Annotated in this window: 26 protein-coding genes; 11 read left to right on the top strand and 15 right to left on the bottom strand. The window is 72.1% G+C overall.

Features of this window, described 5'->3' with window-relative positions; translation table 11 throughout:
* Positions 1 to 99 precede the first annotated feature (99 nt).
* Both DN069_RS01915 and DN069_RS01910 read left to right on the top strand, forming a co-directional pair.
* Positions 100 to 972, top strand: a complete 873-nt coding sequence (locus DN069_RS01915) for a universal stress protein (protein ID WP_111498921.1) — start codon at positions 100 to 102, stop codon at positions 970 to 972.
* A 135-nt stretch (positions 973 to 1,107) separates the two neighbouring features.
* Entirely contained in the window at positions 1,108 to 1,827 is a 720-nt protein-coding gene (locus tag DN069_RS01910; protein WP_111498920.1) for a response regulator, read from the top strand.
* Positions 1,828 to 1,859: 32 nt separating this feature from the next.
* Here DN069_RS01910 and DN069_RS01905 read toward each other — a convergent pair whose 3' ends face one another.
* Positions 1,860 to 2,417: a flavodoxin domain-containing protein gene (locus DN069_RS01905; RefSeq protein WP_111498919.1), complete on the bottom strand. Its 558-nt coding sequence runs from the start codon at positions 2,415 to 2,417 to the stop codon at positions 1,860 to 1,862.
* A 37-nt stretch (positions 2,418 to 2,454) separates the two neighbouring features.
* Complete coding sequence (locus DN069_RS01900) at positions 2,455 to 3,060, bottom strand: Rv1733c family protein (RefSeq protein ID WP_133259804.1); 606 nt, start codon at positions 3,058 to 3,060, stop codon at positions 2,455 to 2,457.
* A 275-nt stretch (positions 3,061 to 3,335) separates the two neighbouring features.
* Here DN069_RS01900 and DN069_RS01895 point away from each other — a divergent pair, with 275 nt between their 5' ends.
* Together DN069_RS01895 and DN069_RS01890 are read left to right on the top strand one after the other, a co-directional pair.
* Complete coding sequence (locus tag DN069_RS01895; RefSeq protein WP_111498917.1) at positions 3,336 to 4,310, top strand: Acg family FMN-binding oxidoreductase; 975 nt, start codon at positions 3,336 to 3,338, stop codon at positions 4,308 to 4,310.
* Between the two features lie 172 nt (positions 4,311 to 4,482).
* The gene (locus tag DN069_RS01890; protein WP_133259803.1) at positions 4,483 to 4,806 is read left to right on the top strand and encodes a hypothetical protein; all 324 of its coding nucleotides are present in this window, start codon (positions 4,483 to 4,485) and stop codon (positions 4,804 to 4,806) included.
* Between the two features lie 17 nt (positions 4,807 to 4,823).
* Here DN069_RS01890 and DN069_RS01885 read toward each other — a convergent pair whose 3' ends face one another.
* Positions 4,824 to 5,804: a hypothetical protein gene (locus DN069_RS01885; RefSeq protein ID WP_133259802.1), complete on the bottom strand. Its 981-nt coding sequence runs from the start codon at positions 5,802 to 5,804 to the stop codon at positions 4,824 to 4,826.
* Positions 5,785 to 7,122, bottom strand: a complete 1,338-nt coding sequence (locus tag DN069_RS01880; RefSeq protein ID WP_111498914.1) for a diacylglycerol/lipid kinase family protein — start codon at positions 7,120 to 7,122, stop codon at positions 5,785 to 5,787. Before DN069_RS01880 ends, DN069_RS01885 begins: the two co-directional genes overlap by 20 nt.
* A 155-nt stretch (positions 7,123 to 7,277) precedes the next feature.
* Between DN069_RS01880 and DN069_RS01875 the strand changes: the two genes are divergently transcribed.
* Complete coding sequence (locus tag DN069_RS01875; protein WP_111498913.1) at positions 7,278 to 9,029, top strand: SulP family inorganic anion transporter; 1,752 nt, start codon at positions 7,278 to 7,280, stop codon at positions 9,027 to 9,029.
* A gap of 32 nt (positions 9,030 to 9,061) precedes the next feature.
* Here the strand turns inward: DN069_RS01875 and DN069_RS01870 are convergent, their stop codons facing one another.
* The 5 genes from DN069_RS01870 to DN069_RS01850 all read right to left on the bottom strand — a co-directional run bounded on the left by DN069_RS01870 (position 9,062) and on the right by DN069_RS01850 (position 14,230).
* Complete coding sequence (locus DN069_RS01870) at positions 9,062 to 9,325, bottom strand: three-helix bundle dimerization domain-containing protein (RefSeq protein ID WP_111498912.1); 264 nt, start codon at positions 9,323 to 9,325, stop codon at positions 9,062 to 9,064.
* Positions 9,322 to 12,045 carry a cation-translocating P-type ATPase gene (locus DN069_RS01865; protein WP_111499022.1) on the bottom strand — a complete coding sequence of 908 codons (2,724 nt, stop codon included), beginning with the start codon at positions 12,043 to 12,045 and terminating at the stop codon, positions 9,322 to 9,324. Before DN069_RS01865 ends, DN069_RS01870 begins: the two co-directional genes overlap by 4 nt.
* 5 nt (positions 12,046 to 12,050) lie before the next feature.
* Positions 12,051 to 12,989 (bottom strand): PPK2 family polyphosphate kinase, encoded by a 939-nt coding sequence (locus DN069_RS01860; RefSeq protein ID WP_111499020.1) that lies wholly within the window; start codon positions 12,987 to 12,989, stop codon positions 12,051 to 12,053.
* 71 nt (positions 12,990 to 13,060) lie between these two features.
* Positions 13,061 to 13,564, bottom strand: a complete 504-nt coding sequence (locus DN069_RS01855) for a DUF7144 family membrane protein (protein WP_111498911.1) — start codon at positions 13,562 to 13,564, stop codon at positions 13,061 to 13,063.
* 132 nt (positions 13,565 to 13,696) lie between these two features.
* A complete protein-coding gene (locus tag DN069_RS01850) occupies positions 13,697 to 14,230 on the bottom strand; it encodes a hypothetical protein (RefSeq protein ID WP_243638837.1) in 534 nt (177 codons plus the stop codon).
* A 183-nt stretch (positions 14,231 to 14,413) separates the two neighbouring features.
* On the opposite strand from DN069_RS01850, the gene DN069_RS39775 reads away from it, so the two are divergent.
* From DN069_RS39775 to DN069_RS01840, 3 genes are all read left to right on the top strand, one after another.
* Positions 14,414 to 14,587 (top strand): hypothetical protein, encoded by a 174-nt coding sequence (locus tag DN069_RS39775; RefSeq protein ID WP_165845335.1) that lies wholly within the window; start codon positions 14,414 to 14,416, stop codon positions 14,585 to 14,587.
* A gap of 39 nt (positions 14,588 to 14,626) precedes the next feature.
* Positions 14,627 to 16,054, top strand: a complete 1,428-nt coding sequence (locus DN069_RS01845) for an MFS transporter (RefSeq protein WP_111498910.1) — start codon at positions 14,627 to 14,629, stop codon at positions 16,052 to 16,054.
* Positions 16,055 to 16,247: 193 nt separating this feature from the next.
* Positions 16,248 to 16,973: a ribonuclease BN gene (locus DN069_RS01840; protein ID WP_243638836.1), complete on the top strand. Its 726-nt coding sequence runs from the start codon at positions 16,248 to 16,250 to the stop codon at positions 16,971 to 16,973.
* On the opposite strand, the gene DN069_RS01835 is transcribed toward DN069_RS01840, so the two are convergent.
* Both DN069_RS01835 and DN069_RS01830 read right to left on the bottom strand, forming a co-directional pair.
* On the bottom strand, positions 16,957 to 18,534 hold the full coding sequence (locus DN069_RS01835) for an alpha/beta hydrolase (RefSeq protein ID WP_243638835.1): 1,578 nt from the start codon (positions 18,532 to 18,534) through the stop codon (positions 16,957 to 16,959). The genes DN069_RS01840 and DN069_RS01835 overlap by 17 nt on opposite strands.
* A 243-nt stretch (positions 18,535 to 18,777) precedes the next feature.
* A complete protein-coding gene (locus DN069_RS01830; protein WP_111498908.1) occupies positions 18,778 to 19,494 on the bottom strand; it encodes a CPBP family intramembrane glutamic endopeptidase in 717 nt (238 codons plus the stop codon).
* A gap of 174 nt (positions 19,495 to 19,668) precedes the next feature.
* Here DN069_RS01830 and DN069_RS01825 point away from each other — a divergent pair, with 174 nt between their 5' ends.
* Entirely contained in the window at positions 19,669 to 20,283 is a 615-nt protein-coding gene (locus DN069_RS01825) for an HdeD family acid-resistance protein (protein ID WP_111498907.1), read from the top strand.
* A gap of 24 nt (positions 20,284 to 20,307) precedes the next feature.
* On the opposite strand, the gene DN069_RS01820 is transcribed toward DN069_RS01825, so the two are convergent.
* Positions 20,308 to 21,240: a hypothetical protein gene (locus DN069_RS01820; protein ID WP_243638834.1), complete on the bottom strand. Its 933-nt coding sequence runs from the start codon at positions 21,238 to 21,240 to the stop codon at positions 20,308 to 20,310.
* 165 nt (positions 21,241 to 21,405) lie between these two features.
* Here DN069_RS01820 and DN069_RS01815 point away from each other — a divergent pair, with 165 nt between their 5' ends.
* The gene (locus DN069_RS01815; RefSeq protein WP_111498906.1) at positions 21,406 to 21,825 is read left to right on the top strand and encodes a DUF7144 family membrane protein; all 420 of its coding nucleotides are present in this window, start codon (positions 21,406 to 21,408) and stop codon (positions 21,823 to 21,825) included.
* Between the two features lie 9 nt (positions 21,826 to 21,834).
* Here the strand turns inward: DN069_RS01815 and DN069_RS01810 are convergent, their stop codons facing one another.
* The 3 genes from DN069_RS01810 to DN069_RS01800 are packed head-to-tail and all read right to left on the bottom strand — an operon-like array spanning position 21,835 to position 24,469.
* On the bottom strand, positions 21,835 to 22,854 hold the full coding sequence (locus DN069_RS01810) for an NAD(P)/FAD-dependent oxidoreductase (protein ID WP_111498905.1): 1,020 nt from the start codon (positions 22,852 to 22,854) through the stop codon (positions 21,835 to 21,837).
* On the bottom strand, positions 22,851 to 23,387 hold the full coding sequence (locus tag DN069_RS01805) for an isoprenylcysteine carboxyl methyltransferase family protein (protein ID WP_111498904.1): 537 nt from the start codon (positions 23,385 to 23,387) through the stop codon (positions 22,851 to 22,853). The genes DN069_RS01810 and DN069_RS01805 overlap by 4 nt, the downstream gene beginning before the upstream one ends.
* A 5-nt stretch (positions 23,388 to 23,392) precedes the next feature.
* On the bottom strand, positions 23,393 to 24,469 hold the full coding sequence (locus tag DN069_RS01800; RefSeq protein ID WP_111498903.1) for a type III polyketide synthase: 1,077 nt from the start codon (positions 24,467 to 24,469) through the stop codon (positions 23,393 to 23,395).
* Positions 24,470 to 24,567: 98 nt separating this feature from the next.
* Here DN069_RS01800 and DN069_RS01795 point away from each other — a divergent pair, with 98 nt between their 5' ends.
* Positions 24,568 to 25,461 carry a UbiA family prenyltransferase gene (locus DN069_RS01795; RefSeq protein ID WP_243638833.1) on the top strand — a complete coding sequence of 298 codons (894 nt, stop codon included), beginning with the start codon at positions 24,568 to 24,570 and terminating at the stop codon, positions 25,459 to 25,461.
* Positions 25,462 to 25,605 lie beyond the last annotated feature (144 nt).

Below are 25,605 nucleotides of genomic sequence, written 5' to 3'. Positions count from 1 at the left end.
GTCCGCGGGCCGCTGCGGTGCCACGCTGAAGTCACACGCCGAAGTCGCCAGCGTCGACGCGGCCCGGCGGCTCCGCCGACCCCCGAGCAGGAGGCACTGATGAACAGTTCGCCGACCGAGGCCGTGGTGGTCGGCCTCGACACCTCCGACAACGCCCGCGTGGCCCTGGAATGGGCCTCCGACGAAGCCCACCTGCGCGGCACCGTGCTGCGCATCGGGCACGCCTGGAGCATGCAGGCCTACCGCCTGCCGGAGGCCTACAAGCCGGACATGGTCGAGGACGTCCGCAAGGCCGCGTGGGACCTCCTCGAGAGCGCCGCGCGGGACATGCGCCGGCGCCACCGGGATCTGAAGGTCGAGCCCGAGCTGATCGACGAGGCCGCGGTCGAGGGACTGCTGCGGATGGCGTCGTCCGGCGCGAGCCTGCTCGTCACCGGCCGCCGCGGGCAGAACGCCTTCCTGACCTTCCTGCTCGGATCGGTCAGCGAGGGTGTGGCCGCGCACACGCCCGTACCGGCCGTCCTGGTCCCCGTCGAGGGCGCGCCCGACCAGGGCGGCCCGGTCGTGGTCGGTGTGGCTCCCGGAGAGCCCGAGCCGGTGGACTTCGCCTTCGCCGAGGCCGAGCGACGCGGCGTCCCGCTGCGGGTGATCCGTTCCTGGATGTATCCGCAGGTGTTCCCCGGCCACGTGGTGGTCCCGCCGCAGGACCAGGCGCAGCGCAACGCGGACGAGACCCTGGAGCTGGAGCAGCTGCTGGCCCCGTCACGTGCCGCGCACCCCGGTGTCGAGGTCGTCCTCCAGGTGGGCCTGGGGCTCGCCGAGGAGGAGATCGTGAACGCGTCCAAGGACGCCTGCCTGGTGGTGGTGGGTGCGCACCGCAAGCACACCCAGCACTTCAGCCTGCCGATCGGCCGGGTGCCGCACCGCGTGCTGCACCTCGCCCACGCGCCGGTGGCGGTGGTCCCCCACTGAGCCCGCCTGCTCATGACGATCGCGAGACGATGGGACCGTTCGGCCCTATCGGGAGTCCCGGCCCGGACGGGAGGATCCTGTGGATCAGCCGCTCGCGGCGCACAGAAGAGGCGCACAGAAGAGATGGGGTAACGGATGACCACCGACACCTCCGGCGCTCCGCCCACCGGCACCGTCCGGGTCTTCCTGCTGGACGACCACGAGGTGGTCCGCCGCGGCGTGCACGACATGCTCGACGCCGAACCGGGCCTCGAGGTCGTCGGCGAGGCCGCGACCTGCGCGCAGGCCCTGGCCCGGGTCCCGGCCCTGCGCCCCGACGTCGCGGTCCTGGACGTGCGGCTGCCCGACGGCGACGGCATCACCGTCTGCCGCGAGCTGCGCTCCCAGCTGCCGGACCTCGCCTGCCTCATGCTGACGTCGTTCGACGACGAGGACGCCCTGCTGGACGCGATCATGGCCGGCGCCTCGGGCTACGTGCTCAAGCAGATCAGCGGCACGGACCTGATCTCGGCCGTCCGCACGGTCGGCTCCGGCCAGTCGATGCTCGACCCCGGCGCCGCCACCCGGCTCATGGCCCGCCTGCGCGGGCAGGGCACCGCGGCCCCACAACAGCCGGACGCGCTGGCGGAACTGACGGACCGCGAGCGCGACATCCTGGCCCTCATCGGCGACGGACTGACCAACCGCGAGATCGGCCAACGGCTGTACCTCGCCGAGAAGACGGTGAAGAACCACATCTCGCGGATGCTCGCGAAGCTCGGCGTGGAACGCCGGGTCCAGGCCGCCGTCATCGCCTCCCAGGCCGCCGAGCACGCCGCCGGCCCGGGCGGCTCGGCACGGTCCGCCCGCCGCTGAGGCTCGGCGGCGAGCAGCGTGCTGACGACGCCTCAGGCGGCGCGGTGACGGTGCCGCCTCGGCAGGACGGACAGTTCACCACCGATCTGGTCGGCGTAGCCGTCGATCTGGTCGCGGTCACGGAAGTCGCCGCCGTGGCCGCTCTCGACCATGGTGTGGGCGAGCCAGCCCTGCGCGTCGGGTGCCAGGCGGCCGCCGAAGGTGAGGTGGTCGCGGGCGCCGAGCCGGTGCGAGGCCCGCTCGGCGCTGTGGGTGACGGTGATCTCGCGGGTGGTGGCCGAGTCGTCCAGCGGGCCGCTGCTGAAGGTCCAGACCCACACGTCGGCCAGATCGTGGCGGTGGCGGCGGGCGAAGTGCCGCGCCGGGCGCAGCCAGTGGCCTTCGTAGAGGGCGGAGCCGAGGACGACGGCGTCGTAGCCGGTCGGGTCCAGGTCGTCGGACGCCTCGGCCACGGTGACCTCGAAGGGTTCGGCCTGGTGGCGCAGGCGTTCGCCCAGCCATTCGGCGATCTCGGCGGTCGCGCCGGCACGGCCGGCGTAGGCGACGAGGATGCGCCTCGGCGAGCGGGAGGTGGTGTCGGCGGTACTCATCGGGGCCTTCCTTCGGTCGGTGCTCGCGGATGCCGGCTCAGGCGCGGCGTGACCAGACCGGCTCGTAGACCAGCCACTCCTTGTCCCACGCCGTCTCGTCACGGCGGTTGAGGCGCGAACGCGCCATGGCGCCGGCCGAGACCAGCGCGACGTCCGCACCGATCATGACGAGCAGACCCGTCAGGATCGCGGTGCCGACGATGTTGCTGGTCGTGGCGGGCCCGGTGGCGGCGTTGCCATTCCCGTCGATCCAGATCTGCACCCGGGAACCCACCTGGACGGTCCCCGAAACCCCGGCGATCCCCTGGCGTGACGAGCCGTCGGGAGCGGTCCAGCTCACCTGGGCCTGCTCGCCGCTGGACCCGGAGGAGTAGGGCGGCTGGAGGACGCGTGCCTGCGTGGGGCGCAGACCACGCTCGACCTGAAGGGCGTGGGCACGGGCGTGCTGATAGACCGACAGCCCCAGCAGCGCGCACAGCACGGCGGACGCGACGAGGGCCAGCACCTGGATCTCCACCAGTGCCGCGCGCCACCGGTCGCTGCGCCGCCACAGGGCGCTGCGGCGACGGGCCCGGGCCAGGGCGAGGCGGGAACGTCTCGGAGCGGGGACGGACGGACGGGGAGCTGCAGCAGGGGTGCCCATCGGACTGCCCTCCATCGGTGCGTACGGCCTCGGCCGGCACGGCGGACTTCACCGCTGCCATCAGCCTCGTCCTCCCGGCCGCGGCCGGGCAGGACCGGCCGGGCCCCTCCCGGGCGGCCGAACGTCCCCATCGCGCGCGTGGGCACCACCGGACGCAGCGACCAGGGCCCATCGGCGGACCGCAAGGCCCCGAGCGGCCCTGCTCCTGCTCCGCGGCACCGGCGCAGTCTCGGAACAGCAGGCGCGACGGCAGCGCCGTTGTGAAGGAGGCCGCCATGACGACCGGGACCCTGGACGCCACCGTCCTGGAGGAGCTCGTCTCCGCCGCCGTGGCCGCCCCGTCCATGCACAACACCCAGCCCTGGCGCTTCCGGCTGCGCCCGGAGACACACACCGTCGAGATCCGCGCCACGCTCGACCGCGAGCTGCGGCTCGAGGATCCGGACGGCCGCGGCCTGCACGTCTCGGTCGGCGCCGCCGCGTTCAACCTTCGGCTCGCTGTCGCCCACCACGGCTGGGAACCCGTCCTACGGCTGCTGCCCGACCGCCACGAGCCGCAACTGCTCGCCTCCGTCCGCCTGGCCGGCCGCCCGCACGGCGACACCACGGCGGAGCCGGACCTGTACGAGCAGATCTGGCGCCGTCACTCCAGCCGCCACCCGTTCTCGGCCCAACTCCTGCCGGAGCGGCTGCGCACCGGACTGGTCGACGCGGCCCGCGTCGAGGGAGCACGCCTGCACCTGCCCGACACGGACGAGACGCGTCGACTGATGGCGCTGACCTACGAGGCCGAGGCCCGCACGATCACCGACCGCGAGCGCCGCGAGGAGAGCCGCAGCTGGGTCCGCTCCAGCGCGGCGACGGACTTCGGCATCCCGCCCGAGGCTCTGGGTCCGCAGGACGCGTCCGGCCACCTCCCGATGCGGGACTTCTCCGGGCTGCGCCCGCCGACCCGTATGCCGGCCCAGCTCTTCGAGCAGCACCCGCAGTTGGGCGTGCTCGCCACCGACAACGACCGGCCCGCGGACTGGCTCCGTGCCGGGCTCGCCCTGCAGCACGTCCTGCTGCTGGCCACCCGGGACCAGGTGCGGACCTCACTGCTGCACCAGGCGGTCGAATGGCCCGAACTCCGCTGGATGCTGCGCGATCCACGCAACGGGCCGGAGCACGTCCAGATGCTGATCCGCCTCGGCTACGGCCCTGAAGGCGCCCCCACGCCGCGCACGGCCGCCGGCAGCGCTCTCGGCTGACCTCCTCCCGACGTCCTGCCGCCGCCCGGGGCACCTCGGCGCGCCGGTGAGGTCGAGGCAGAGGCCGGACTTGACGCCGCTTTCGGGACCATTGGCGGGCCGACCGGCCCAGGACCTTCCCGATGGCCCTTGCCTAGGGTGTGAGACGACACCTCGGAAGGAGGGAAGCCCCATGTCCCTCACCACGTATTCACCGACCACACCAGGTGCCGGGCCGGGCTCGGGGATCCCGCCCGTCGCCTGGATGGTCGCGGGCCTGGTCGCCATGGGGGTGGTGCGAGCTGCCGAAGGCGTCGTCGACATGGGTCGGGAGGTGCTCGGTGTCGGCGCCTACGGGCGTGACGGCTCTGAGGAGACGGCCGCTCGGATGCACGCCGAAAGTGCTCCGCGCGAGGTCGCCGGCCTGTTCCTGATCGCCGCGTCGATCTACGGCGTGCACTTCGTCCGCCGCGCGGCGGCAGAGGTCAAGCACCTCGCCCGCGAAATCGCCCGGTAGCGGTCCCTCGGACCGGCTCAGAGGCCGGAACTGTCGCCCCGTCGGCGCTGCGCCCGATGACGCGACTGCCACCAGGCACCAACGCCGAGCGAGCTCCCCACGAGCACCAGCACGACCAGCGGCCACTCCCGGTCGGCCAGTTGGGCACCCGTCAGCAGGATCAGCAGCAGGGGCACCACGACGAGCGCCACCGACGCCAGGGCACGCAGGACCGTCCCGGAGAAGCCCGAGTCGGGTTCCGCGTCGGCCGGCAACCCGGCCTGCGCGCCGAAGTAGAATTCAGCGGCTCTCTCGGCCATCGCCCGGCCTGCGCGCCGGTAGGCGACGGACATGTACGGCAGCCACACCAGCGGGGCAACGGTCCCCAGCATGATCACGACGCCGAGCAGCACGCGCCGGCCGAGCCGGACGAACCTCGCCTCGGACCGGCGTGTCCCGCCGACGTCGCGCAGCCCCAGGATGCTCGCCATCCGCATGGTCACCCGCCACAGCCCGGCCGGCCGTCGGTCGGTGCGCGAGGCGACCGTGTCGCTCTGCGCGAGAGCCGCGGCAGCGGTCTCGACATCCTGATGGGCTCCTTGCAGCACCAGGAGCTCCGCGGCACGCTCGGCCTTCCGTGGGTCCCTCCCGGCCAGGGCCGCCATTTCCAGCACCATCTGCACCTGGGCCAGCAGGGCCCGGCAGAACGCCACCGGGATCAGGACCAGGAACGGTCCGCCGACGAAGGAGCCCTCCGCCACGGTCGTGCGCACCCCGCGAGCGGCCGCGTGGGCACGGATACGTTCGTCACCGGCCTGCGGGAGGCGTTGCCGCAGTCGCTCCACCTCCGCGTAGGCGCGAGGACCCATCTCTCGCACGGCGAACGCGGCGAGCTCCTCGGGCATCCGCGCCGGGTGCGACCGGAGCCGCCGCAGCAGGGAGCGGGCCCTGTCGTCGGCGGCCGCCGACGCCACGGTGTCGCGGGGCGGCGGGCCCGCCTCAGCGGTCGGTCTGCGCATGGTCGGCCGGCAACGCACTGCCGAGAGCCAGGCCGAGCAGCCGCCGTACCTCCAGCGCCCCTCTGGGCGCCGGTACTCCGGGGCGTTGCCGGGGGACGAGGACTCTGAGCGCGCCCGGGTGGACCGTGCAGGTGACCGGGGTGCTCAGGCTGAGGGCCTCGCCGTCCACCCCGACCGGGACGCTCGGTGCCCGGGAGTGGACAGTGACCTCGCGCGCCGTGGTCGCGGTGAGGCCGGCCGCACGGCGACCGAGCATCGCGACCTCGGCGGCCTGGGCGGCGTTCTCCACCCGCACCCCGACGACGCCCAGCACGCCGCCGTCGAGTCGGGGCCGCCGCGCGGCTCCGAGCGGCTGGGCACCTGCGTAGGCGTTGTTGCTCACCAGGAGGGCCTGGGGGGCTTGCAGTGCGGCGCCGTCGATCACGGCGTGCATCTGCTCGCCCGAGTAGCCGAGCAGCAGGTCGGGCAGGGCTTCGAGGGCCGTGCCGGTCTTGGCGTCACGGTACTCGGGGCTCTGCACGATCTGCGCGTACACCCCGAACGAGACGGTGTTGACGAACGGTCGGCCGTTCACCGTGCCCAGGTCGACGAGCAGTTCCTCGCCGTCGGTGAGCGCGGCGAGGGCGAGGGAGGGGTCGGCGCGGTCCAGTCCCAGATCCATGGCGAAGTGGTTCCGGGTGCCGGCGGGCAGCACGAGGAAGGGCAGCCGGTGCTCCGCGGCGACGGCGGCCACCAGCGCCTGGGTCCCGTCGCCGCCGGCGACGCCGAGCAGGTCGGCGCCGGCGGCCACGGCGCGTCGGGCGAGCTCCGTGACGTCGACGTGTCCCTGGGCGGCGTCCAGCAACTCCACGCGCGCTCCCAGCGCCTCGGCCTTCGCGATCAGGCCGAACCGTCCGACCTTGCCCCCGCCCGAGCGCGGGTTCATGATCAGCACGGGACGGGTTGGCGGTGCGTGGCGGATCGCGTGCATGCCGTCCGACGGGCGCACCGTCCGCAGGGCCGACCGGGCGCAGACGGCCGCGACGCACCACAGGAGAACCGCGGCCACCGCCTCTGGCCACACCCCCTTGACGGTATAGCTGATCAGAACCACCGTCAGGGCGCACAGCACCAGCAGGACGCCGAACCAGCGCACCACTCCCCGGTGTGCCACCGTCAGCCACAGACCCACCGCCACGGCCACGACGCCGGCCGACCCGAGCAAAAGGACCAGCAGGCCGCCGCGCCCGGACGCGGACACGAGCACGATCACCGCCGCCAGGCTGCCGATCAGGGCGAGCCAGGCCAGCAGGCGCGCGCGGGAACCGGTCGAGACCATCCCGACTCCTCTCTCGCTGCCCCCCGCGATGTCGGCCTCGGGGCCGGCCGCGCCGGCGCCACCAGACCGGTGATGGCGTCGGCGCCCCCGGCCCGGCCGAAGCGCTGACGGGGCTGCCCGGAGTCATGCTGAGGAGGCACGACGAAAGGAGAGCCATGGCTGCCGACGCTCCCGGTCAGGGGTGGCGCCGCGTCGTTCCGGCCCTGCCGGGAATCACGGTGCTGCGTCGCTACCAGCGCGACTGGCTGAGGGGGGACCTGCTGGCCGGTGCCACGGTGGCGGCCTATCTGGTGCCCCAGGTGATGGCGTACGGCAGCGTGGCGGGGCTGCAGCCGGTCACCGGGCTGTGGGCCATCCTGCCGGCGATCGTGCTGTACGCCGTCGTCGGCTCGTCGCGCCTGCTGTCGGTCGGCCCCGAGTCGACGACCGCCCTGATGACGGCGACGGTGGTCGGTCCGCTGGCGGGCGGGGACGCCGGCCGCTACGCGGTCCTGGCCGCGACGCTCGCCGTCGTGGTCGGCCTGCTGTGCGTGGTGGCCTGGCTGGCCCGGCTGGGCTTCGTGGCGGACCTGTTGTCCCGCCCGGTGCTGATCGGCTACCTGGCCGGTGTCGCGCTGATCATGATGGTGGACCAGTTGTCCAAGCTCACGGGTGTCGACGTGCGCGGGGAGGGCTTCTTCCCGCAGCTGAAGTCGTTCGCCTCGGACATCACCGAGGCCCATCTGCCCACGGTGCTCTTCAGCCTGGGCACGCTGCTCTTCCTGCTGCTGGTGGCCACGTTCCTGCCGAAGCTGCCCGGCCCACTGCTGGCCGTCGTGCTGGGCACCGCCGTCTCCGCCGCCTTCTCCCTCAAGGACCACGGCATCGCGGTGATCGGCGACATCCCCGCTGGGCTGCCGCGCCCCAAGCTCCCACAGCTCGGCGAGTTCCACCAGCTCGCCCTTCCCGCGATGGGCATCCTGCTGGTCGGCTACACCGACTTCATCCTCACCGGACGAGCCTTCGCCAAGCGCGGAGACAAGCCGCAGCTCGACGCGAACCAGGAGCTGCTGGCGCTCGGCGCCGTCAACATCGGGGCGGGCTTCTTCCAGGGCTTCCCCGTCAGCAGCAGCGCCAGCCGCACCGCCATCGGCGAATCCACGGGCGCCAAGAGCCAGGTCTACACGCTGGCCGCCGGCGTCGGCGTGCTCGCCGTGCTGCTGTTCCTCAGCCCGCTCCTGCACGACACCCCTGACGCCGTGCTGGGCGCGCTGGTGGTGTTCGCGGCGATCCGGATGATCGACGTCGCCGGTTTCCGCAAGCTCTCCTCGTTCCGCCGCGGGGAACTGCTGCTGGCGCTCGCGTGTCTCGTCGGCGTGCTGGCCCTGGACATCCTCTACGGCGTGCTGGTCGCCGTGGGGCTGTCGGTCGTGGAGCTGCTCAGCCGAGTCGCGCGGCCGCACGACGCGGTGCTCGGCCGGGTTCCGGGCATGGCCGGGATGCACGACGTCGACGACTACCCGGAGGCGCGGACCGTTCCCGGGCTGCTGGTCTACCGCTACGACTCGCCGTTGTTCTTCGCCAACGCGGAGGACTTCCGCCGCCGCGCGCTCGGGGCACTGGAGGACCAGCCCGGGCCGGTCAGGTGGTTCGTCCTCAACACCGAGTCGAATGTCGAGGTGGACATCACCGCACTGGACTCCGTGGACGCGCTGCGGCAGGAACTGCAGGAGCGCGGGATCGTGTTCGCGCTGGCCCGGGTCAAGCAGGATCTGCGCGACGATCTCGACGCCTACGGTCTGACCGAGTCCGTCGGCAACGAGCGGATCTTCCCCACCTTGCCCACCGCGCTGGCGGGGTACCGCGCCTGGGCGCGTGAGGAGGGGATCGCTGACGCGGGGTCCGAGGACGACGCCTCGTCCACGTGACCCGCGGTGCGCCGCCGGCGCGCGCGGCCTCGTCATGGGCCCTCCTCCACCGGGTCGGGCGGCTGGCCGGGCGCGGAGGCGGTCCTGAGTTCCTTCACGGCCCGGCGTTCGGCGAGGATCGGCACGAAGGCCCGGATCCGGCTGCCGGCGAACCGGTGGCAGGCCGCCTCCCAGGCGTGTTCCACCCGCGCGGAGCCCACGACGTGGTCGAAGTCGTGGTGGAGCCGTGCGAGCACCGCCTGCAGGGCCGACCGTTCCTGGTCCTCGTCCGCGCCGTCGACGGAGATCGCTGTCATCGCGCACCTGCCCCGTGGGTCCGACGGGCCAGGAACTTACCGGTCTCCCAGGCCAGCAGCAGCGCCACCGCCGCCAGCACGGCCCAGCCGAACTGCCGGGCGGTGAGGTCGGTGGTCCCAAGGATGCGGTGGAAGGCGTCCATCTGGGTGGCCAGGACCGCGAGCACGAGCTCGCCCAGCGCGGCCAGGTTCATCTGCTTGCTGTCGAAGGTCCCGACCCTCAGGACCGACTCGCGTTCGCTGCGGCACTCGTAGGCCGCCACGATCAGGCACAACGCGAATGCCGTGAACGCCATCGAGTTGCCGACCTGGCCGCTGCCGTAGTGCGCCTCGCCGAGCTTGATGAGCGAGAGCAGCAGGACCGTGATCGCCAGCCCGGCGAGTCCGACGGTGACCACCACGGACCGTGTGAGCACCGACTCGCCGCGCGGGCGTGGGGTGCGCCGCATCAGTCCGGCGCTCTCCTGGTCGAAGCCCAGCGCGAAGCCGAACGGTGCGTTGACGACGAAGTGGATCCACAGGACCTGCGCCGGGGTGAAGGGCTCACCCGCGGCGATGTTGAAGACGGTGGCGCCGAGGAAGGTCAGGACGAACGTCACCAACAGCACCAGGACGAACCGGATGTACTTGGTGAGGTTGTCGTAGAGTTTCCGGCCCTCCTCCACGGCGTAGACGATGGTGGCGAAGTTGTCGTCGGCGAGGACCATGCGGCCGGCGTTCTTGGCCACGTCGGTTCCGCTCCCCATGGCGATGCCGATGTCGGCGGCTTTGATGGCCGGGGCGTCGTTCACCCCGTCGCCGGTCATCGCGACGACGTCGCCCTTCTTCTTGAGCGTGGTGGCGAGCAGGACCTTGTGCTCGGGCGCGACCCGACCGACGACCCCGATGTCGTCGATCCGGGCCAGCCGCTCCGACTCGGACAGTGCGGCGAAGTCGGCGCCGAGGAGGGCCTCCCCCTCGATGCCGAGCCAGCGGGCGATGGCCTGACCGGTCGTCACGTCGTCGCCGGTGACCATGCGGACGCGGATGTGCGCGGCCTTCGCGCTCGCGACCGCGGCCTTGGACTCCTCGCGCGGCGGGTCGACCATGCCCACCAGGCTGGTGATCCGCAGGTCGGTGACGAGCGCCAGCAGGTCGCCGTCCGGATCGAAGTCCGCCGGATCCAGGTCGCGGACGGCCGCGGCCATCACCCGCAGTCCCTCACCGCCCATCCGCTCGGTCTGCGCCTGCGCACGTCCGCTCAGGTCCGCGTCCCAGGGGACCCCCGTCCCGGCGGACAGCGCCGTGGTGGTCCTCGACATCACGGCGGGTGCGGCTCCCTTGACGAAGCAGCGCACGACCGGGCGGCCGTCCGCGTCCGTGGCCTCGTTGAAACTGGCCATCAGCTTGTAGCCCGGGTCGAACGGCAGGGTGGCCAGCCGCGGGTGCCGGTCCCGGGTGGCCTCGATGTCGAGGCCGGCCTTGTGCGCGAGGACGAGCAGGGCGCCCTCGGTCGGGTCGCCCACGACCTGGCCGTCCTCCGACAGCGTCGCGTCGTTGGCGACGAGGTAGGGCAGGACGGCGTCCTCGATGTCCCCGGCCGCTCCGGCCGCGTGGTGGACCCGGCCGTCCAGGCGGTAGCCGGTGCCCGACACCGTGTAGCGGTCGGTGGGGCTGAGCACCTCGACCACCGTCATCTGGTTCATCGTCAGCGTGCCGGTCTTGTCGGAGTTGATGGCGGAGGTGAAGCCGAGGGTCTCGACGGACGGCAGCTCCTTCACGATCGCGTGGCGTCGGGCCAGGTTGAGGCTGCCGACGGAGAGGATGACCTGGCTGACCGTGGGCAGCGCTTCGGGGATGGCGGCGATGGCCAGCGACACCGCGCTGACGAACAGGGCGTCCCAGGCCTGGTCCCGGCTGCGGCCGAGGGCGAACATCACGATCATGGTGAGTCCGGCCGCCGCGGCGATCCACAGCGTCAGGGTGTCGAGCTCCCGGGTGAGCGGCGACTGCTCGGTCTCGGTGGCCGACAGCATCCCGGAGATCTTGCCCAGCTCGGTGCCGGTGCCGGTCCCGGTCACCACGAGCAGACCGCTGCCGTGGGTGACCGGGGTGTTCATGAACGCCATGTTCGTCTGGTCGCCCGGGGAGAGCTGTGTGCCCGTCAGCGTGCCGGCGTCCTTCGCCGCGGGCACACTCTCGCCGGTCAGCGCGGACTCGTCGATCTGCAACGCGCTGGCCTCGATGATGCGCCCGTCCGCCGGGACCTCGTCGCCGGCCGAGATCAGTACGACGTCGCCCACGACCAACTGCTCGGCCGGGATCTCCGTCTCGGCCCCCTCCCGTCGGACCCGTGCCGTGGCCTGCATCATGGACTTGAGCGCGTTCATGGCGCTTTCGGCCTTGCCCTGTTGACGCAGGCCAACGACCGCGTTGAACAGGGTCAGGGCGACCAGCAGGACCCCGGTGCCCCACTCCTTGATCGCGAAGGAGACCACCGCCGCGGCCACCAGGATGATCTGCATGTAGCTGCGGTACTGGTCGAGGAAGCGCAGCCAACCGGGTCTCGGCGTCTCCTCGGGAAGCGCGTTCGGCCCGTTCGCGGTGAGCAGTTCCGCCGCCCGGGGGCCGGAGAGCCCCGTCGACGGGTCCACTCCGAGCCGGGTCACGACCTCCTGTGGAGTGCGGACGTACCACGGTGCGGCGTCGACATCCGGTGTGTGGCCGAGCAGGTCGGTCATCGCGGTCACCGCTTCTTCGCGTAGGGGTCCCGGTCGGCGCCTTCAGGGGCCTCGTCCTCCAGATCGAGCTTGGCGGCGAGCAGGGCCTTCCGGGTCTTCTTGCCGACCTCGGGGTACTGCGGGTCGATCTCCATCAGGGTGTGCGCGAGCAGCGCGGCGGCGCAGATGCGGGCGAACCACTTGTGGTCCGCCGGCACGACGTACCAGGGCGCCCAGGGGGTGCTGGTCGCCGAGAGCATCTCGGAGAAAGCCTTCTGGTAGTCGTGCCAGTACGCGCGCTCCCTGATGTCGGCCGCCGAGAACTTCCAGTTCTTCTCCGGCCGGTCGATCCGTCTGAGGAAGCGACGGCGCTGTTCCTCCTTGGAGAGGTTCAGGAAGATCTTCACCAACCGGAAGCCGTTCTCGGCCAGGTGACGTTCCCAGTCGTTGATCGCCCGGTAGCGCTGCTCCCACAGGTCGGGTCCGCGGGTCTCGGGCGGCAGCTTCTGGCGGTCGAGGTTCTCCGGATGGACCCGCACCACGAGGACCTCCTCGTAGTGGGACCGGTTGAAGATCGCGATGTCCCCTCTGGCCGGCAACCTGGCGGCGTAACGCCACAGGTAGTCGTGGTCGAGCTCCTCGCTCGAGGGCACCTTGAAACTGCTGACGTGGACGCCCTGCGGGTTCACTCCGCTCATGACGTGGCGGATGGTCCCGTCCTTGCCCCCGGCGTCGAGCGACTGGAGGCACAGCAGCACCCCGTGCGTGTCCTGCGCGGCCAGCCGGGCCTGGTACTCGGCCAGCAGCTCCACGCCGGTCTTCAACAGTTCGACTCCTTCGCGCTTCTTCATCCCGCCCCTGAAGCCGGGGTCGAAGTCCTTCGCGAGTCGGACCCGGTCCCCGGGTTCCACCCGCAGGGGCTCGATGAACTCCGCGATGCGCTTGGCCCTCTTCTTGTCCGACACGGCCCGCACCGGCCCTTTCCGAATCCTGCGGGTCTGCCGGCCCGCTGCTGGTTCTTCGCCGGGCGTCGGCCTCAGGCCGGAGGCCTCGGCACGGTTCCCCGCCCCGCGTCCTCCGCGGCGAAGGTCGCCTCGGGCGCGGACTCGGAGCGGTCGGTGGCGGCGGAGGCGGTCAGTCCGTAGATGGCGACCACGTCGACCGCGATGATCGTCAGCGACCACAACGGGTACGACGGGAGAAAGGCCATCTGAGCGAAGGCGTTGAGCCCCAGCACGACCACGCCGGTCCAACGGGCCCAGTCCGCGCGCGCCACGAGAACTCCGTAGGCGGCAGCGATCTGGACCACGGCCAGAGCCAGCATCACCCAGCCCCAGGCGCGCAGGTCGCCGAAGACGTAGTGCGCGTTGCCGACGAAGACGTGCGAGTTGGCGATGGCGGCGATGCCGTCCAGGCCGTTGAGGAAGCCCAGAAGCGCCAGCAGCACACCGGCGAAGGTCATCAGCCCCGGGCGGGCGGCGCGGGCCCCGGCGGCCTCGGTGCGCGTGAAATGTGATCCGTGGTGGGCTGCGGTGGTCACGGTTACCTCCACCTCGAGCGTCGGTACGGTCGCCCACCGGGCTGTCCGGGCGGCGAGCTGCCGGCTCTGCCGCCGGCCACCTCACCACTCCAGTCGAATCCGGCGTCGGCCGCACCACCCGGCAGGGGTGATTCAGTGCCCCACGGCGACCTTGGCCACCACGATCAGCAGTCCGAGGACGAGATTGACCGCGGCTTCGACGGCGACCTGCCGGTTCGTCGCCCCGGCCCGCAGCGCCCCGAGGGCGGCCCAGGTGACCTGCTGGGCGACGGCGACGCCGATCGCCAGCCAGGCGTTGTCACCCGTGCCGAGCCACGGGCTGACCAGCACGGCCAGAGCGGGCAGGGTCGCGGCTTCGACGATGGACCACTCGTGCCGCCCGACCCGGCGCGCCTCACGCCAGCTGACCGCCTTCCCGGCCTCCCGTTCCCCGGCCAGATGCGCGTAGACGTGCGCCATCCAGAAGACGATCCCGGTGACCTCCAGCAGGATGATGAGCGAGAGCCGCGGATGCGCCCCGTGCAGGTCGCTGGCGGCGATCACCGACGCCGCCAGCAGGGACCCGTAGACCGCACCCGCGTAGTCCGTGCGATGGGCGCGGACCGGCGTCCGGGCGTTCTCGGGGGGATCCGGCAGAGGAGTCCGACGTGGTTCTGGGACGTTCACGGCGTGCTCCTTCCCAAGGGCCCGCGCCTGCCTTCGACCCTGACGCCTCCACCCGGCCGGCCGCGTCACCCACGCCGGGTGATCCGCCCACTCGACCCCGCCACCTACCGTGACAGGGCAGTCTGTTCCTCCGGCTTCCACTGGAGTGCCCCATGAGCGCCTCCCCCGAGCTCTGTCCCCCGATTGCGGAGCACGGCATCGGACCCCTGGGAGGACGCTCGCGACGCGATCCTGCGGCAGGTCGTCGAACGCGGCTGGAGTGCCGAACGGGAGGCCTTCACCCATCTGGCACTGATCGACGCGGCCCTGGCCCTGGACGAGGAGCTCGACCGGAGGCGCCCGGGTCCGTCCCGCTGACGAGGGAGGCACCGTGATGGCATCGACTGGAGAGCGCAGATGACCAGCACCCTCACCCTCCCCACGGCCGCCGGACGGCGCGTCCTGGTGCCCCTGGCCCTGGCTCAGTTCATCTGCAGTTTCGCCGGCTCCAGCATGAACGTGATGATCAACGACATCAGCAGGGACCTCCACACGAGCGCCCAGGGCGTCCAGGTCGCCATCACCGTCTTCCTGCTGGTCATGGCCGCACTGATGATCCCCGGCGGCAAGCTCACCAACCGCTACGGCCGCAAACGCTGCCTGATGGTCGGTCTGGCCGTCTACGGCGTGGGGGCCGTGCTCAGCGCAGCCGCGCCGGGGCTCGGTGTGCTCATCCTGGGCAACTCGATTCTGGAGGGAATCGGAACCGCCCTGCTGATCCCCCCGGTCTACATCCTGACCACCCTGCTGTTCACCGGAACCACCACACGAGCCCGGGCGTTCGGCGCCATCATGGCGCTCGGCGGGATCGGCGCGGCCGCCGGACCGCTCATCGGCGGGCTGCTGACCTCTGCGATCAGCTGGCGGGCCAACTTCGGCTTCCAGGTCATCGTCATCGTGCTGATCCTGGTGCTGACCCGGAAACTGAAGGACCCGCTGGCCCCCGACCCGTCCCAGCCGTTCGACACCGTCGGGGCGGTCCTCTCCGCGGCCGGACTGGTCCTGCTGGTGACCGGCATTCTCGCCGCCGACAACAACAGCTGGCTGATGCTCGCGCTCCTCCTCGCCGGTGCCGCGGTCATCGCCGCGTTCTTCGCCTGGCTGCGACACCGGGAGCACTCGGGCCGCGAACCCCTCCTCCCCTTGGCCCTCTTCCGAGACCGCGTCTCCAACCTGGGCCTGGTGACGCAGAACGCCCAGTGGCTGATGCTCATGGGAGCCTCCTTCACCGTGGGCGCCTACCTGCAGGTCGTCCGCGGCTACAGTGCCATCGCCACCGGCGGCGTCTTCACCGCGGCCACCGTCGGCCTGCTCACCTCGTCGCTCGCGGCCGAACGCCTCGCCAAGCGCCACGCCCAGCGCACGCTCATCGTCACGGGCTTCGCCGTCACCGTGACCGGCATCGTCCTGCTGCTCGCCCTCGTCCGCGCGTTCGACGACGTGTGGGCGTTCACCCCCGGTCTCCTGCTGATCGGACTCGGCGTCGGGACGATGCTGACGCCCTCGGTCAACATCGTGCAGTCCGTGTTCCCCGACAACCTGCAGGGCGAGATCTCCGGGCTGTCCCGCTGCATCTCCAATCTCGGATCCTCACTGGGAACAGCCGTCGCCGGCACGATCCTGGTCTCCGAACTCACCAACAACGGCTACGCCGCGGCCATGATCGCGCTTGCCGGATTCGGACTGGTCGGACTCGCTGCCGCCCTCTTCCTTCCCCGTGGCGCCGCCCCCGCCCACAGTCCCGCAGCGTCTGTCCAGCCGGATGCACCGGGGTCTCGCGCTTGAGGTTCTTCCCCGCTCACACGAACGCAGTACACGCCTGGCGTGTACGGCGGTGCCAACCGCCTTGCCCACGTACCCTGCCAGGCGAAGTGCGTCTCCGTGAGGACAGCGACAGAAGGGCGGGAGTGTGCCGGATGGCGGGGTACCGGGGAACTCGGGGCCCTCTCGCCGCCTGCGCCAGATCTGGCACGACGCCGTGGAGTTGGAGCTGCTGGGGCGCTCCATGGGATTCGCGGCCCAGGGCCTGGTGACGCTGGCGCCGCTGCTGATCGTGCTGGCGGCCATCGATCCGTTCCGGCAGCGGGGATTCCCCGAGTGGGTGGCGGACGCGATGGGCTTGCCCGCGAACACCGCGTTGCCGGTTCTGCGGTTGTTCGCCACCGAGCCGCAGGCCGCGCGAGCGGCCGGCGTGCTCAGTCTCGCCCTGCTGGCGGCATTCGGGCTGGCCTTCTCGTCCCAGGTCCAGCTCGTCTACGAGAAGGTCTGGCGGCTGCCGGCCCAGTCCTGGCGGCAGTGGTGGCGCCAGGCGGTCTTCCTGGGCACGCTCTGCGTGTTCGTCGCGCTCCAGGCGGAGAGCAGATCCCTGCTGCGGGGCGGCATGTGGGCGTCGGCCGAGCGGATCGCCCTGCTGGGAGCGGCGGGACTGCTGTACTTCTGGTGGGGTCAGCACTTCCTCCTCGGCGGGCGTGTCGGCTGGTCGGCCCTGTTGCCCGGCGCGTTGGCCACGATCGTGGGCCTGGGCGGACTGCGCGTGTTCTCGGCGCTGGTGTTCGATCCACTGATCACCAGCAACGCGGAGTCCTACGGAGCGGTCGGGGTGGTGCTGGTGGTGGAGTCCTGGCTGATCGGCGTCGGCTTCGTCATCTACGGCGGTGCGCTGGTCGGCCGTCACCTTCAGACGGTCGTCACTCGCTCGCGATGATCGTCTTGAGCCGGTCCAGGTCCTGAGCGGAGATGCCGGACGGCTGCAGGACCGTGTTCCAGCCGTCGACGTACTCGGCCGTGTACGTGTGGCCGTGGCCGGCCGGTACCCCGGTGGAGAACGGGAGATCCGCGGTGACCTGCCAGAAGGTCACGAACGGGATCCAGACCGTGCCCTTGAGCACATCCTGTCCGGGCGTCTCGGCGATCCAGTCCGGTTCGCTGAACACCAGGTGCGGGCTCCACCAGACGATCGGATCGGAGGGGTGCATCAGGTACAGGACCCGGGTGCCGCTCCAGGGCTTCCCGGAGGGCGGGATCGCAGCGGCCGGGTCGCTCGTGAAGCGGACGGTCCGCCCGTCCTTGTAGACCGGCTGGATCTCCGGGCTGCCCGGGTCCCGATGGTCGCTGAACTCGCGGAACAGGGTGTTGAAGTTGGGCGGACCGACGAACAGCGTGCCGGCCGTGCGGTTGGCCAGGTCGTTCTCGCCGCTGAACGCCGTCTCGCCGCCGAAGGAACCCAGGCTCTCACCGGCGACGTACAGATGGGGCCGGTCTGCCTGGGGCAGGCGCGACCACACGCCGTAGATCGCGTCGAACAGGTCGCGGCCGGCCTCCCTGGCCTTGGACTGGTCGACCAGGTAGGAGATCCAGGACGGGAGGTAGGAGTACTGGATCGCCACGGTCGCGGAGTCGCCGCCGGACAGGTACTCGAAGGAGTCCACCGCCGCCGGATCCACCCAGCCGCTCCCGGTCGTGGTCACCACCAGCAGGTTCTTCCGGTGGAACGCGCCGGCCCGCTCCAGGTCCGCGACGGCCAGCTGGGCACGGGCCTCGGTGTCGTCCGCCGACCCGAGACCGGCGTAGGCCCGGATCGGCTCCATCGCGGGGTGATGGTCGAACGCCGTGATGGCCTGCGGCGTGGGGCCGGTGCCGACGAAGCCGCGTCCCTGCCGTCCCAGCGTGTCCCACGGGACGAGCGAGCCGGGCCCGCCCGAGCGCAGGGAGCTGGTCGGCTGGTGCACGCCCTCGGGTGTGGCGCCGTCGCGGACCGAGAAGATGTCGTTGGCCAGGCCGACAAGTCCCTGCAGCAGCAGGCCCGTGATGACGAGGTAGGTCACGCCGGCCACGAGCAGCCAGCCGACCGTCCTGGCCGCGCGGTGCCCGATCCTGCGGTCCAGCCGCTCCGCGGTCCAGCGGAAGACGGCCCGGATCCCGCGTCCGATCAGCAGGACGAGCCAGAACACGGCGACCGCGACCAGCGGCGACAGCACGACCAGCCAGACGTCGTACTCGCTCACCCCCATCATGTGCCGGATCAGGTACTGCCAGTACTGCCCGAGCCCGAAGAACACCACGAGCAGCACTGCGGAGCTGATCCACCACGCGCGCCAGGCCCAGGGGCGGGGCGGGCGCGGGTCCCGGTCGGCGAAAGCCCGCCAGATGGAGGCCAGCAGCACCCCGACGCCGTAGCCGATGATCGCGCTGATGCCCCACACCACGCCCTGGATGATCCCGCCCCGCGGCAGCAGTGACGGCGTGAAGGACAGGCACGAGCCCACCGACGCTCCCCAGAGGCCGGGGAGGGTCAGCGACCGGGGATACCGGAGAAGCCGGTGTTTCCCCGGCCGTTCCTCGCCCGCGTGTGCGGCCCCGTCGAGCGTGTTCACAACGGCGAACCTCCAGGTCGGGAGGCAAGCCGGCCGCGGCCGTGTGTGCGGTCCCGGGCGGCGCGTCGGCGGCCCGCGGAGATGGGCCTCTTCCATGGTCGCCCGGGAGCCTGAGCGCTGCCAGCGGTCCGGCGGCTACCGGGCCCGGGCCAGCACGTAGGCGGCCAGGTAGCCGAGCGCGTTGGTCGACCAGTGCAGTCCGATCGGGGCCAGCAGGCTGTCGCTGCGGCGGCGCAGCTCGCAGAAGACGACTCCGGCGGCCGAGGTGAACAGGACGGCGCCGAGGTCGGCGACGACGGCGCCGATGGGGGTGTGGCCGAAGACCGCCGTGAGCGCGGGCTTCTGCGTGGCCAGGTGAAGAGAGGGAAGCACGTGCCAGAGCCCGAACAGCAAGGACGAGACGGCGGTCGCGGCCCTGACGCCGCGGTAGCGCCGGACCAGCCCGTACAACACGCCCCGGAAGGCGTACTCCTCCAGCAGCACGGTGCCCAGGGGCACATACACGAACATGCGCAGGGCGACCTCACCGCCCTGGAGATGCCCGGTCCGCGCATCGGAGAACAGCTCCCGGATGAAGGGCAGCAGCGCCCCGACCAGGTACACCGACGCCACGATGCCGATGAGAGCCAAGGCCCACCGGGCACCGCGCCCGAACGTCCCCGCCCCCAGGCCCACGTCGTCCCGGGTCCCACCGGCCCACCACACCACGACGCTCAGCAGCACGATCGCCACGACGGCGTCGGCCAGGCCGAGGGAGGGCAGGCGCCCGTTCTCCGCAAGGTTCACCAGGACCAGAACTGCCAGCACCGACGGCAGCACGATCCCTGGGGACGCCGGACGGCGAATACGCATCAGAAATCCAGGCTACGTGTCGGCGCCCCTGGCTCGCAGCGTCACGGTCCTCGCCGGTGCTGTCCGACGCCGGCCTCCTGTTCCGCGCGGGCGGTCCCCGGACACCGGCGGTACGTTGGAACCACAGGCAGCCAACCCCCGACACACACCGGCACGACCTTCGTGGAGGGCGTCATGGACGTGGGATCGGCCTCCGTGCCGCCATCGGAGAAGGACCCCGGCGACCTGCTCGGCGACGTCGGCCGCTCCTGGGTGTGGTGGCTCGTCAGCGGACTCCTCACTCTCGTCGCCGGCATCATCCTGCTGAGCTGGCCCCACGCCACGGTGCGTGTCGTCGCCATCGTCATCGGCCTCCAGTTGTTGCTGTCCGGCGTCATCCGCTTCGTCCGCGCGTTCGGACAGCGCGATCCCGCGGACAGCAGTCGCGCGCTCCAGGTCCTGCTGGCTCTCCTGGCCGTGCTCGCGGGCGTCCTGGTGCTACGGCACCAACTGCAGACCGTCGGCTTCATCACCATCCTGGTCGCCCTGTACTGGCTGGTCGCCGGGATCGTCACCCTCTACCTCGCCATCGATCGTCCGATCCCTCACCGCGGCTGGATATTCGGCCTCGGGGCCCTCGGTGTCGCCGCGGGCGTGGTCCTGCTCAGCTCACCCGTCCAGAGCGCGGTGACGCTGACCCGGCTGCTGGGCGTCTGGCTGATCCTGATCGGTGTCCTCGACGTCCTGATGGCGATCGTGGTGCGGGTGACGCGACGCCGCACCGGACCACCGTCGGGCCCGCCAGGCTGACAACGGAGCCGCGGTGACCGCCCCTCACCCGCGGTGAGACCGCCGGGTCCCCCGCCGACGCGCCAGATCCTCCCGGGCGGTCTCCCAACGCTCGCGTGCGAGACCGACCACGGTGGCCCACTCCTGCCGGATCTCACCGTCGGGCGGGGCCTCGCCGCGCCCGATCCGGTCGAGCTCGTCATGCACCTCCCGGCCCAGGGCTGAGGCCGCCACGAGCGTCAGCATCGCCCCGAAGAGGGCCGTGATCAGCGCGAAGACGGCACCCAGGGACCCGTACCGCGTGGCGTAGGAGCTGAACAGGCGGGGCAGGTAGACCGCCGAGGCGAAGGAGTAGAGCGCGGACAGGAGGGCGGCGCTGACCCCGAAGGGGATCAGATCCGGCCAGGGCAGGCGCCGGGCGGTGAGGATCCACCCGCTCCAGACCAGGAACGCCGCCGTCAGCGGCACCTCGCAGGCTCTCGCCGCCAGGGCCAGCCGCCCGCCGAGCGCGGCGTCGAGCCAGCCGACAGCGGCGCCGTAGACGACGAGCGCGAGCAACCAGAGCAGGCCGTTCAAGCTGTTGCGCACGCTCAACGGCGACAGCTCCCAGGTCTGCTCGAACAGGCGCTGTGAGGCGCGGGCGAAGCTCAGCGCCGAGATGATCAGGAAGAGCGAACCGAACACGCTGAGGCTGCCGCCGGGGCCCTGGGTGTAGGAGAACATCGACCGCACGGCGTCCGCCCCTCCCCCGGTGAGGTCGTAGCGGCTCACGATGCGGTCCGCGAGATCCTTCGGGACGAACCGTGCCGCGATCGAGGCCACCAGGAGCGCCATCGGGACCAGTGCGGTGAGGGCGCTGGAAGCCAGCGCCATGGAGCGGTCGAAGCCCGCGATCCGCTGGAAGCGGCTGACGACACGCAGGGCGAACGCCGGCCTCAGCCAGAAGGTGAGGGTGCGCATCAGGCGCCCATGTCGCACGCCCTGAGCGTAGTGCGCGTCACGTCCGTCCTGGTGTCGGCGCGCCGAGGGCGGCCGGATTCGCCCGGTCGGGCCCCCCGGCGCGCTGAGCCGACGGCTGGTATCTAGCGTGTGGCTCAACGGATGGCCGCAGGCGAGCCACCCCGCCACGAAAGCGAGCATGTCATGGCTGTGCCGTCCACGTCGGCCCGCTCCGCGTCCGCCTCCCCCGTCCACGGCGGGATGCGGTTCGCGGCGGTGCTCCTGCTGGTCGTCGGTGTCCTGGGTGTGCTTCAGGGCATCGCAGCGGTCGCCGGCGACTCGATCTACGCCAGCGTCGGGAAGTACGCCTTCAAGTTCAACCTCACCGCGTGGGGCTGGATCCACATGGTGCTGGGGGTCCTGTCGGTGCTGGCCGGTTGGGGGGTCCTGAGGGACACCACCTGGGGCAGGACGCTCGGCATCTGGCTGGCGAGCCTGAGCATGATCGCCAGCTTCCTGTTCCTGATCTACCTACCGGCCTGGAGCTTGGCGATCATCGCCATCGACGTCTTCATCGTGTGGGCACTCGTCAGCTACGCCGGCAGTCCGGAGAGCATGGCGTGATCGGCACACTCAGGCGAGCTGGTTGACCAGCACGGAGAACAGCCAGGGCAGGCGGACCGCGGCAGGGACGAGCCAGGGCGCGAGCCCGGGCTGATGGCGGGCCCAGAGCAGAGCCTGGGTCAGCAGCCGGTGGCGGCGGGTGACGCGGTGCCAGGCGCGCTCGTACGCGTCGGGGCGCCCGGCCCGGATGCAGTGCACCAGGGCGGCCCCTTGCGTGAGAGCGAGCGAGAGCCCCTCTCCGGTGAGGGCGTCGACGTATCCGGCGGCGTCACCGACCAGCAGGACCCGGCCCGCCACCCGAGTGCGAACGCGCTGCCGCATGGGCCCTGCCCCCCGTACCGGTCCTGCCGCGTCGACGGGCAGTCGGTCCCGCAGTGCCGGGAAGTCGGCGAGAAGGTCGGCGAAGGGAGCCCGTGCGCCGGTCAGGACGGCGACGCCGACCCGGTGCGGGGACAGCGGTGTCACGTAGGCCTCGGCGCGCTCGGACCAGTGGACCTCGACGAACGCCGACCAGGGTGCGGTGTCGTAGTGGCGGCGCAGCCCGTACCGGGCGGGCCAGGGGTCGACACCGCCCTGGCTCAGCTTCAGCTGTCGGCGGATGGGTGAGTGCAGGCCGTCGGCCGCGGCGAGGTAGCGGGCCTGGAGGCCTGCCGCGTACACCCGTTCGCCGTCCTGGTGGACGTCCTCGACTCGGCGGGGGAGCACCGGGATCCCGAGTTGCCGCACTCGGCCGGCGAGCGCGCTGTGCAGCAGGGTCCGGCGCACACCGAGACCAGGACCTCCCCGGAAGCGGGCCTCGGCCTGTCGCTGGTGGTCGAGGTAGCGGATGCCGAGCAGGGGGTGACCGGCGAGCTGGACGCCGAGCGCGGCGAGGGCTCGGGCGCCGTGCGGCATCAGGCCCTCGCCGCAGGCCTTGTCGATCGGGGTGGGGCGCGGTTCGACGACGGCGACGTCGAGCCCGGACTGCGCCGCGTGGATGGCGGTCGCGAGTCCGGCGGGCCCGCCGCCGGCGACCAGCAGGTCGATCATGCCGGGTCCGGAGCGCAGGCCGCCGCCCCCACCGTCGAGAGGGCGGCCTTCTCGCAGCGCAGCCGGGTGGCGAGCAGCGGGGCGTTGAGGGCGGTGAACACCGTGGCAGTGATCCAGTTGCTGTGGACCAGCGGCAGGGCCAGTCCTTCGAGGACCACGGCGAGGTAGTTGGGGTGGTGCAGCCACCGGTACGGACCGGTGCGGACCAGGGGCAGGCCGGGGACCACGATGACGCGGGTGTTCCAGCGCGGTCCGAGGGTGGTGATGCACCACCAGCGCAGTGCCTGGGCCAGCAGGGCGGCGGCGAAGGCGGGCCAGCCGAGCACCGGTACGAAGGGGCGGTGCAGCAGGCCGGTCTCCGCGAGGCATCCGACGAGCAGGCCCGTGTGAAGGGCCACCATCACGGGGTAGTGGCCCGCGCCGGACTCGATGCCGCCACGGGCGCGGCTCCAGGCGGCGTGGCGTCGCGCGGTGACCAGCTCGGCCACGCGTTCCACGGCGACCACTGCGATCAGCAGGGTGTAGGGGGACATGGCGGCTACCAACGCAGGAGGACGAGTTCGACGGCGAAGCCGGGGCCCATGGCGAGCAGCAGCCCGGGCGAGCCCGGCGGCGGGTGGCCGTCGAGGGTGTCGCGCAGGATGTGCAGGACGGAGGCGGAGGAGAGATTGCCCACCGCGGCCAGGGAGCGCCAGGAGGACTCCAGGGCACGCGCCGGGAGGCCCAGGGCGTCGCGCACCGCGTCCAGAACCTTGGGGCCGCCCGGGTGGCACACCCAGGCGGTGACGTCCTCGGTCTTCACGTCGTGGTCGGCCAGGAAGCGCTGGACGGTGTCACCGAGGTGACGCCGCACCAGGTCGGGCAGGTCGGCGCCGAGCATGATGTGGAAGCCGGTGTCGCGGATGGTCCAGCCGAGCAGGTTCTCGGTGCCGGGGAACAGGTGACTGCGGGCGGCCACCACCTCGGGGCCCTCCCCGGCGGTCGTGCCCGCGTGCCCGCCGGCCGCGCGCCGAGCGCCGACGGCGACGACCGCGGCCGCTCCGTCCCCGAACAGGGCACCCGCCACGAGGTTCTGCAAGGACGCGTCGGCCTGTTGGAGCGTGAGTGAGCACAGCTCGACGGAGAGCAGCACGGCGGTGTGGTCGGGGTGTCCGATCAGGTAGTCGTGCAGTCGGGCCAGGCCCGCCGCACCCCCGGCGCAGCCCAGACCGAACAGCGGCAGCCGCTTGACGTCCGGGCGCAGGCCCAGTCCCGCCGCGAGGCGGGCCTCCATCGAGGGAGCCGCGATGCCGGTGACGGAGCTGGAGACCACCAGATCGACCTCGTCGGGAGCGACCCCTGCCCGGTCGAGGGCGCCCTTCACGGCCTCGTACCCCAGGTCGAGAGCGCCGCGCAGGTAGGCGTCGTTGCGCGCCCCGAAGCCCTCCATGCGGGCGCAGTCCTCCAGCGGCACGATCAGATGACGGCTGTTCACGCCGGCGGAGGCGTGGACCCGTTCCAGCAGACGCCGGTCGTCGCGCGGCAGTCGGCAGGTTGCCGCCACCGCGCGGGTGATCTCCTGCTGCGCGTACCGGCGCGGCGGCAGCACGCCATGAACCGCTATAATCCGGGTCATTCGGTCATCGTAGGGGTCTCCCGCCCCGGATCCCGGGAGGCCGTCTCACCGCGCGTGGCTGACAGGCGATCAGGTAGGCGCGACGTAGTATCGGCCCTGTGCGCTTCGACGCGGCGCCGCCCCCGGCGGCCACGCCCTCCCCAGTCGCAGCAACCCGACCGGCGGCCGGCTCGCCGCTGCGCCTGCTCCTCGCCGCCCACCCCGCTCCGGCCTTCGCCGTCACCGGCATGGCGACCGCCCTGGGCTCGGCGGCAGGTCGGACACCGGCCGGGTGCGTGCTGGTGGGCGCCGCCGTGCTGAGCGGTCAGTTGTGCATCGGCTGGTCCAACGACGTCATCGACATGCGACGGGACATCCGGGCGGCGCGCCGTGACAAGCCCCTGGCGGTCGGCACTCTGGCGCCGACCCACGCCGTTGCCGCCGCCTCGGCCGCGGGCGCCCTCTGTGTCCCGCTCTCCCTGGCCTGCGGTCTCGCCGCCGGGGCGGCACATCTGACCGGTGTCGGAGCGGGCCTGGCCTACAACGCCGTGCTCAAGCGGACTCGCTGGTCCTGGCTCCCCTACGGACTGGCCTTCGGCCTCCTGCCCGCGTTCGTCACCCTCGGCCTGCCGGACCGCCCCTGGCCCCCGTGGTGGCTGACGACGGCGGGGGCGCTGCTGGGGATGGGCGCACACCTGACCAACGTGCTGCCGGACATCGACGCCGACCTGGCCGCCGGAGTGCACGGCCTGCCCCAGCGCCTCGGCCGCGCCCGAAGCCGCGCGCTCGCCGTCCTGGCCCTGCTCGCCGCCTCCGTCGTCCTCGTCGTCGGACCGCCGGGCGGCCCCGGACCGCTCGGCTGGATCGGCCTGACGGCCGCGGCGGTCCTGGCCGCTGCCGCCGCTCTCCCCCGCGCCCAGCGCCCCGACAGCAGGCTTCCGTTCCTGCTCACCCTCGCCCTCAGCGCCCTCGACCTCACGTTCCTGCTGCTCCGCGGTTCCGGGCTGCACTGACGCTGCGCCACCCGAACGGGCGAGCAGCTCCCGCCGGGGCAGCGCCGGAACGACCAGCTCCACCGCATCCGACGGCCCGTCCTCGACGGGCGGGTGGACGCGAGGCTTCCTAGGGTGAGACCGCGGGCACCGGACCGGACGATT

Source organism: Streptacidiphilus pinicola (assembly GCF_003258295.1).
GTDB classification, from domain to species: domain Bacteria; phylum Actinomycetota; class Actinomycetes; order Streptomycetales; family Streptomycetaceae; genus Streptacidiphilus; species Streptacidiphilus pinicola.
This window is presented reverse-complemented; position numbering and strand designations above follow the sequence as displayed.

Bases quoted from the DNA above. Each gene is read 5' to 3' on its own strand.
- DN069_RS01800 (WP_111498903.1), bottom strand. From the start codon at position 24,469: ATGACCCGGATTATAGCGGTTCATGGCGTGCTGCCGCCGCGCCGGTAC.
- DN069_RS01915 (WP_111498921.1), top strand. From the start codon at position 100: ATGAACAGTTCGCCGACCGAGGCCGTGGTGGTCGGCCTCGACACCTCC.
- DN069_RS01825 (WP_111498907.1), top strand. From the start codon at position 19,669: ATGGACGTGGGATCGGCCTCCGTGCCGCCATCGGAGAAGGACCCCGGC.
- DN069_RS01810 (WP_111498905.1), bottom strand. From the start codon at position 22,854: ATGATCGACCTGCTGGTCGCCGGCGGCGGGCCCGCCGGACTCGCGACC.
- DN069_RS01890 (WP_133259803.1), top strand. From the start codon at position 4,483: ATGTCCCTCACCACGTATTCACCGACCACACCAGGTGCCGGGCCGGGC.
- DN069_RS01845 (WP_111498910.1), top strand. From the start codon at position 14,627: ATGACCAGCACCCTCACCCTCCCCACGGCCGCCGGACGGCGCGTCCTG.
- DN069_RS01900 (WP_133259804.1), bottom strand. From the start codon at position 3,060: ATGGGCACCCCTGCTGCAGCTCCCCGTCCGTCCGTCCCCGCTCCGAGA.
- DN069_RS01910 (WP_111498920.1), top strand. From the start codon at position 1,108: ATGACCACCGACACCTCCGGCGCTCCGCCCACCGGCACCGTCCGGGTC.
- DN069_RS01885 (WP_133259802.1), bottom strand. From the start codon at position 5,804: ATGCGCAGACCGACCGCTGAGGCGGGCCCGCCGCCCCGCGACACCGTG.
- DN069_RS01875 (WP_111498913.1), top strand. From the start codon at position 7,278: ATGGCTGCCGACGCTCCCGGTCAGGGGTGGCGCCGCGTCGTTCCGGCC.
- DN069_RS01895 (WP_111498917.1), top strand. From the start codon at position 3,336: ATGACGACCGGGACCCTGGACGCCACCGTCCTGGAGGAGCTCGTCTCC.
- DN069_RS01815 (WP_111498906.1), top strand. From the start codon at position 21,406: ATGGCTGTGCCGTCCACGTCGGCCCGCTCCGCGTCCGCCTCCCCCGTC.
- DN069_RS01905 (WP_111498919.1), bottom strand. From the start codon at position 2,417: ATGAGTACCGCCGACACCACCTCCCGCTCGCCGAGGCGCATCCTCGTC.
- DN069_RS01865 (WP_111499022.1), bottom strand. From the start codon at position 12,045: ATGACCGACCTGCTCGGCCACACACCGGATGTCGACGCCGCACCGTGG.
- DN069_RS01830 (WP_111498908.1), bottom strand. From the start codon at position 19,494: ATGCGTATTCGCCGTCCGGCGTCCCCAGGGATCGTGCTGCCGTCGGTG.
- DN069_RS01870 (WP_111498912.1), bottom strand. From the start codon at position 9,325: ATGACAGCGATCTCCGTCGACGGCGCGGACGAGGACCAGGAACGGTCG.
- DN069_RS01880 (WP_111498914.1), bottom strand. From the start codon at position 7,122: ATGGTCTCGACCGGTTCCCGCGCGCGCCTGCTGGCCTGGCTCGCCCTG.
- DN069_RS01805 (WP_111498904.1), bottom strand. From the start codon at position 23,387: ATGTCCCCCTACACCCTGCTGATCGCAGTGGTCGCCGTGGAACGCGTG.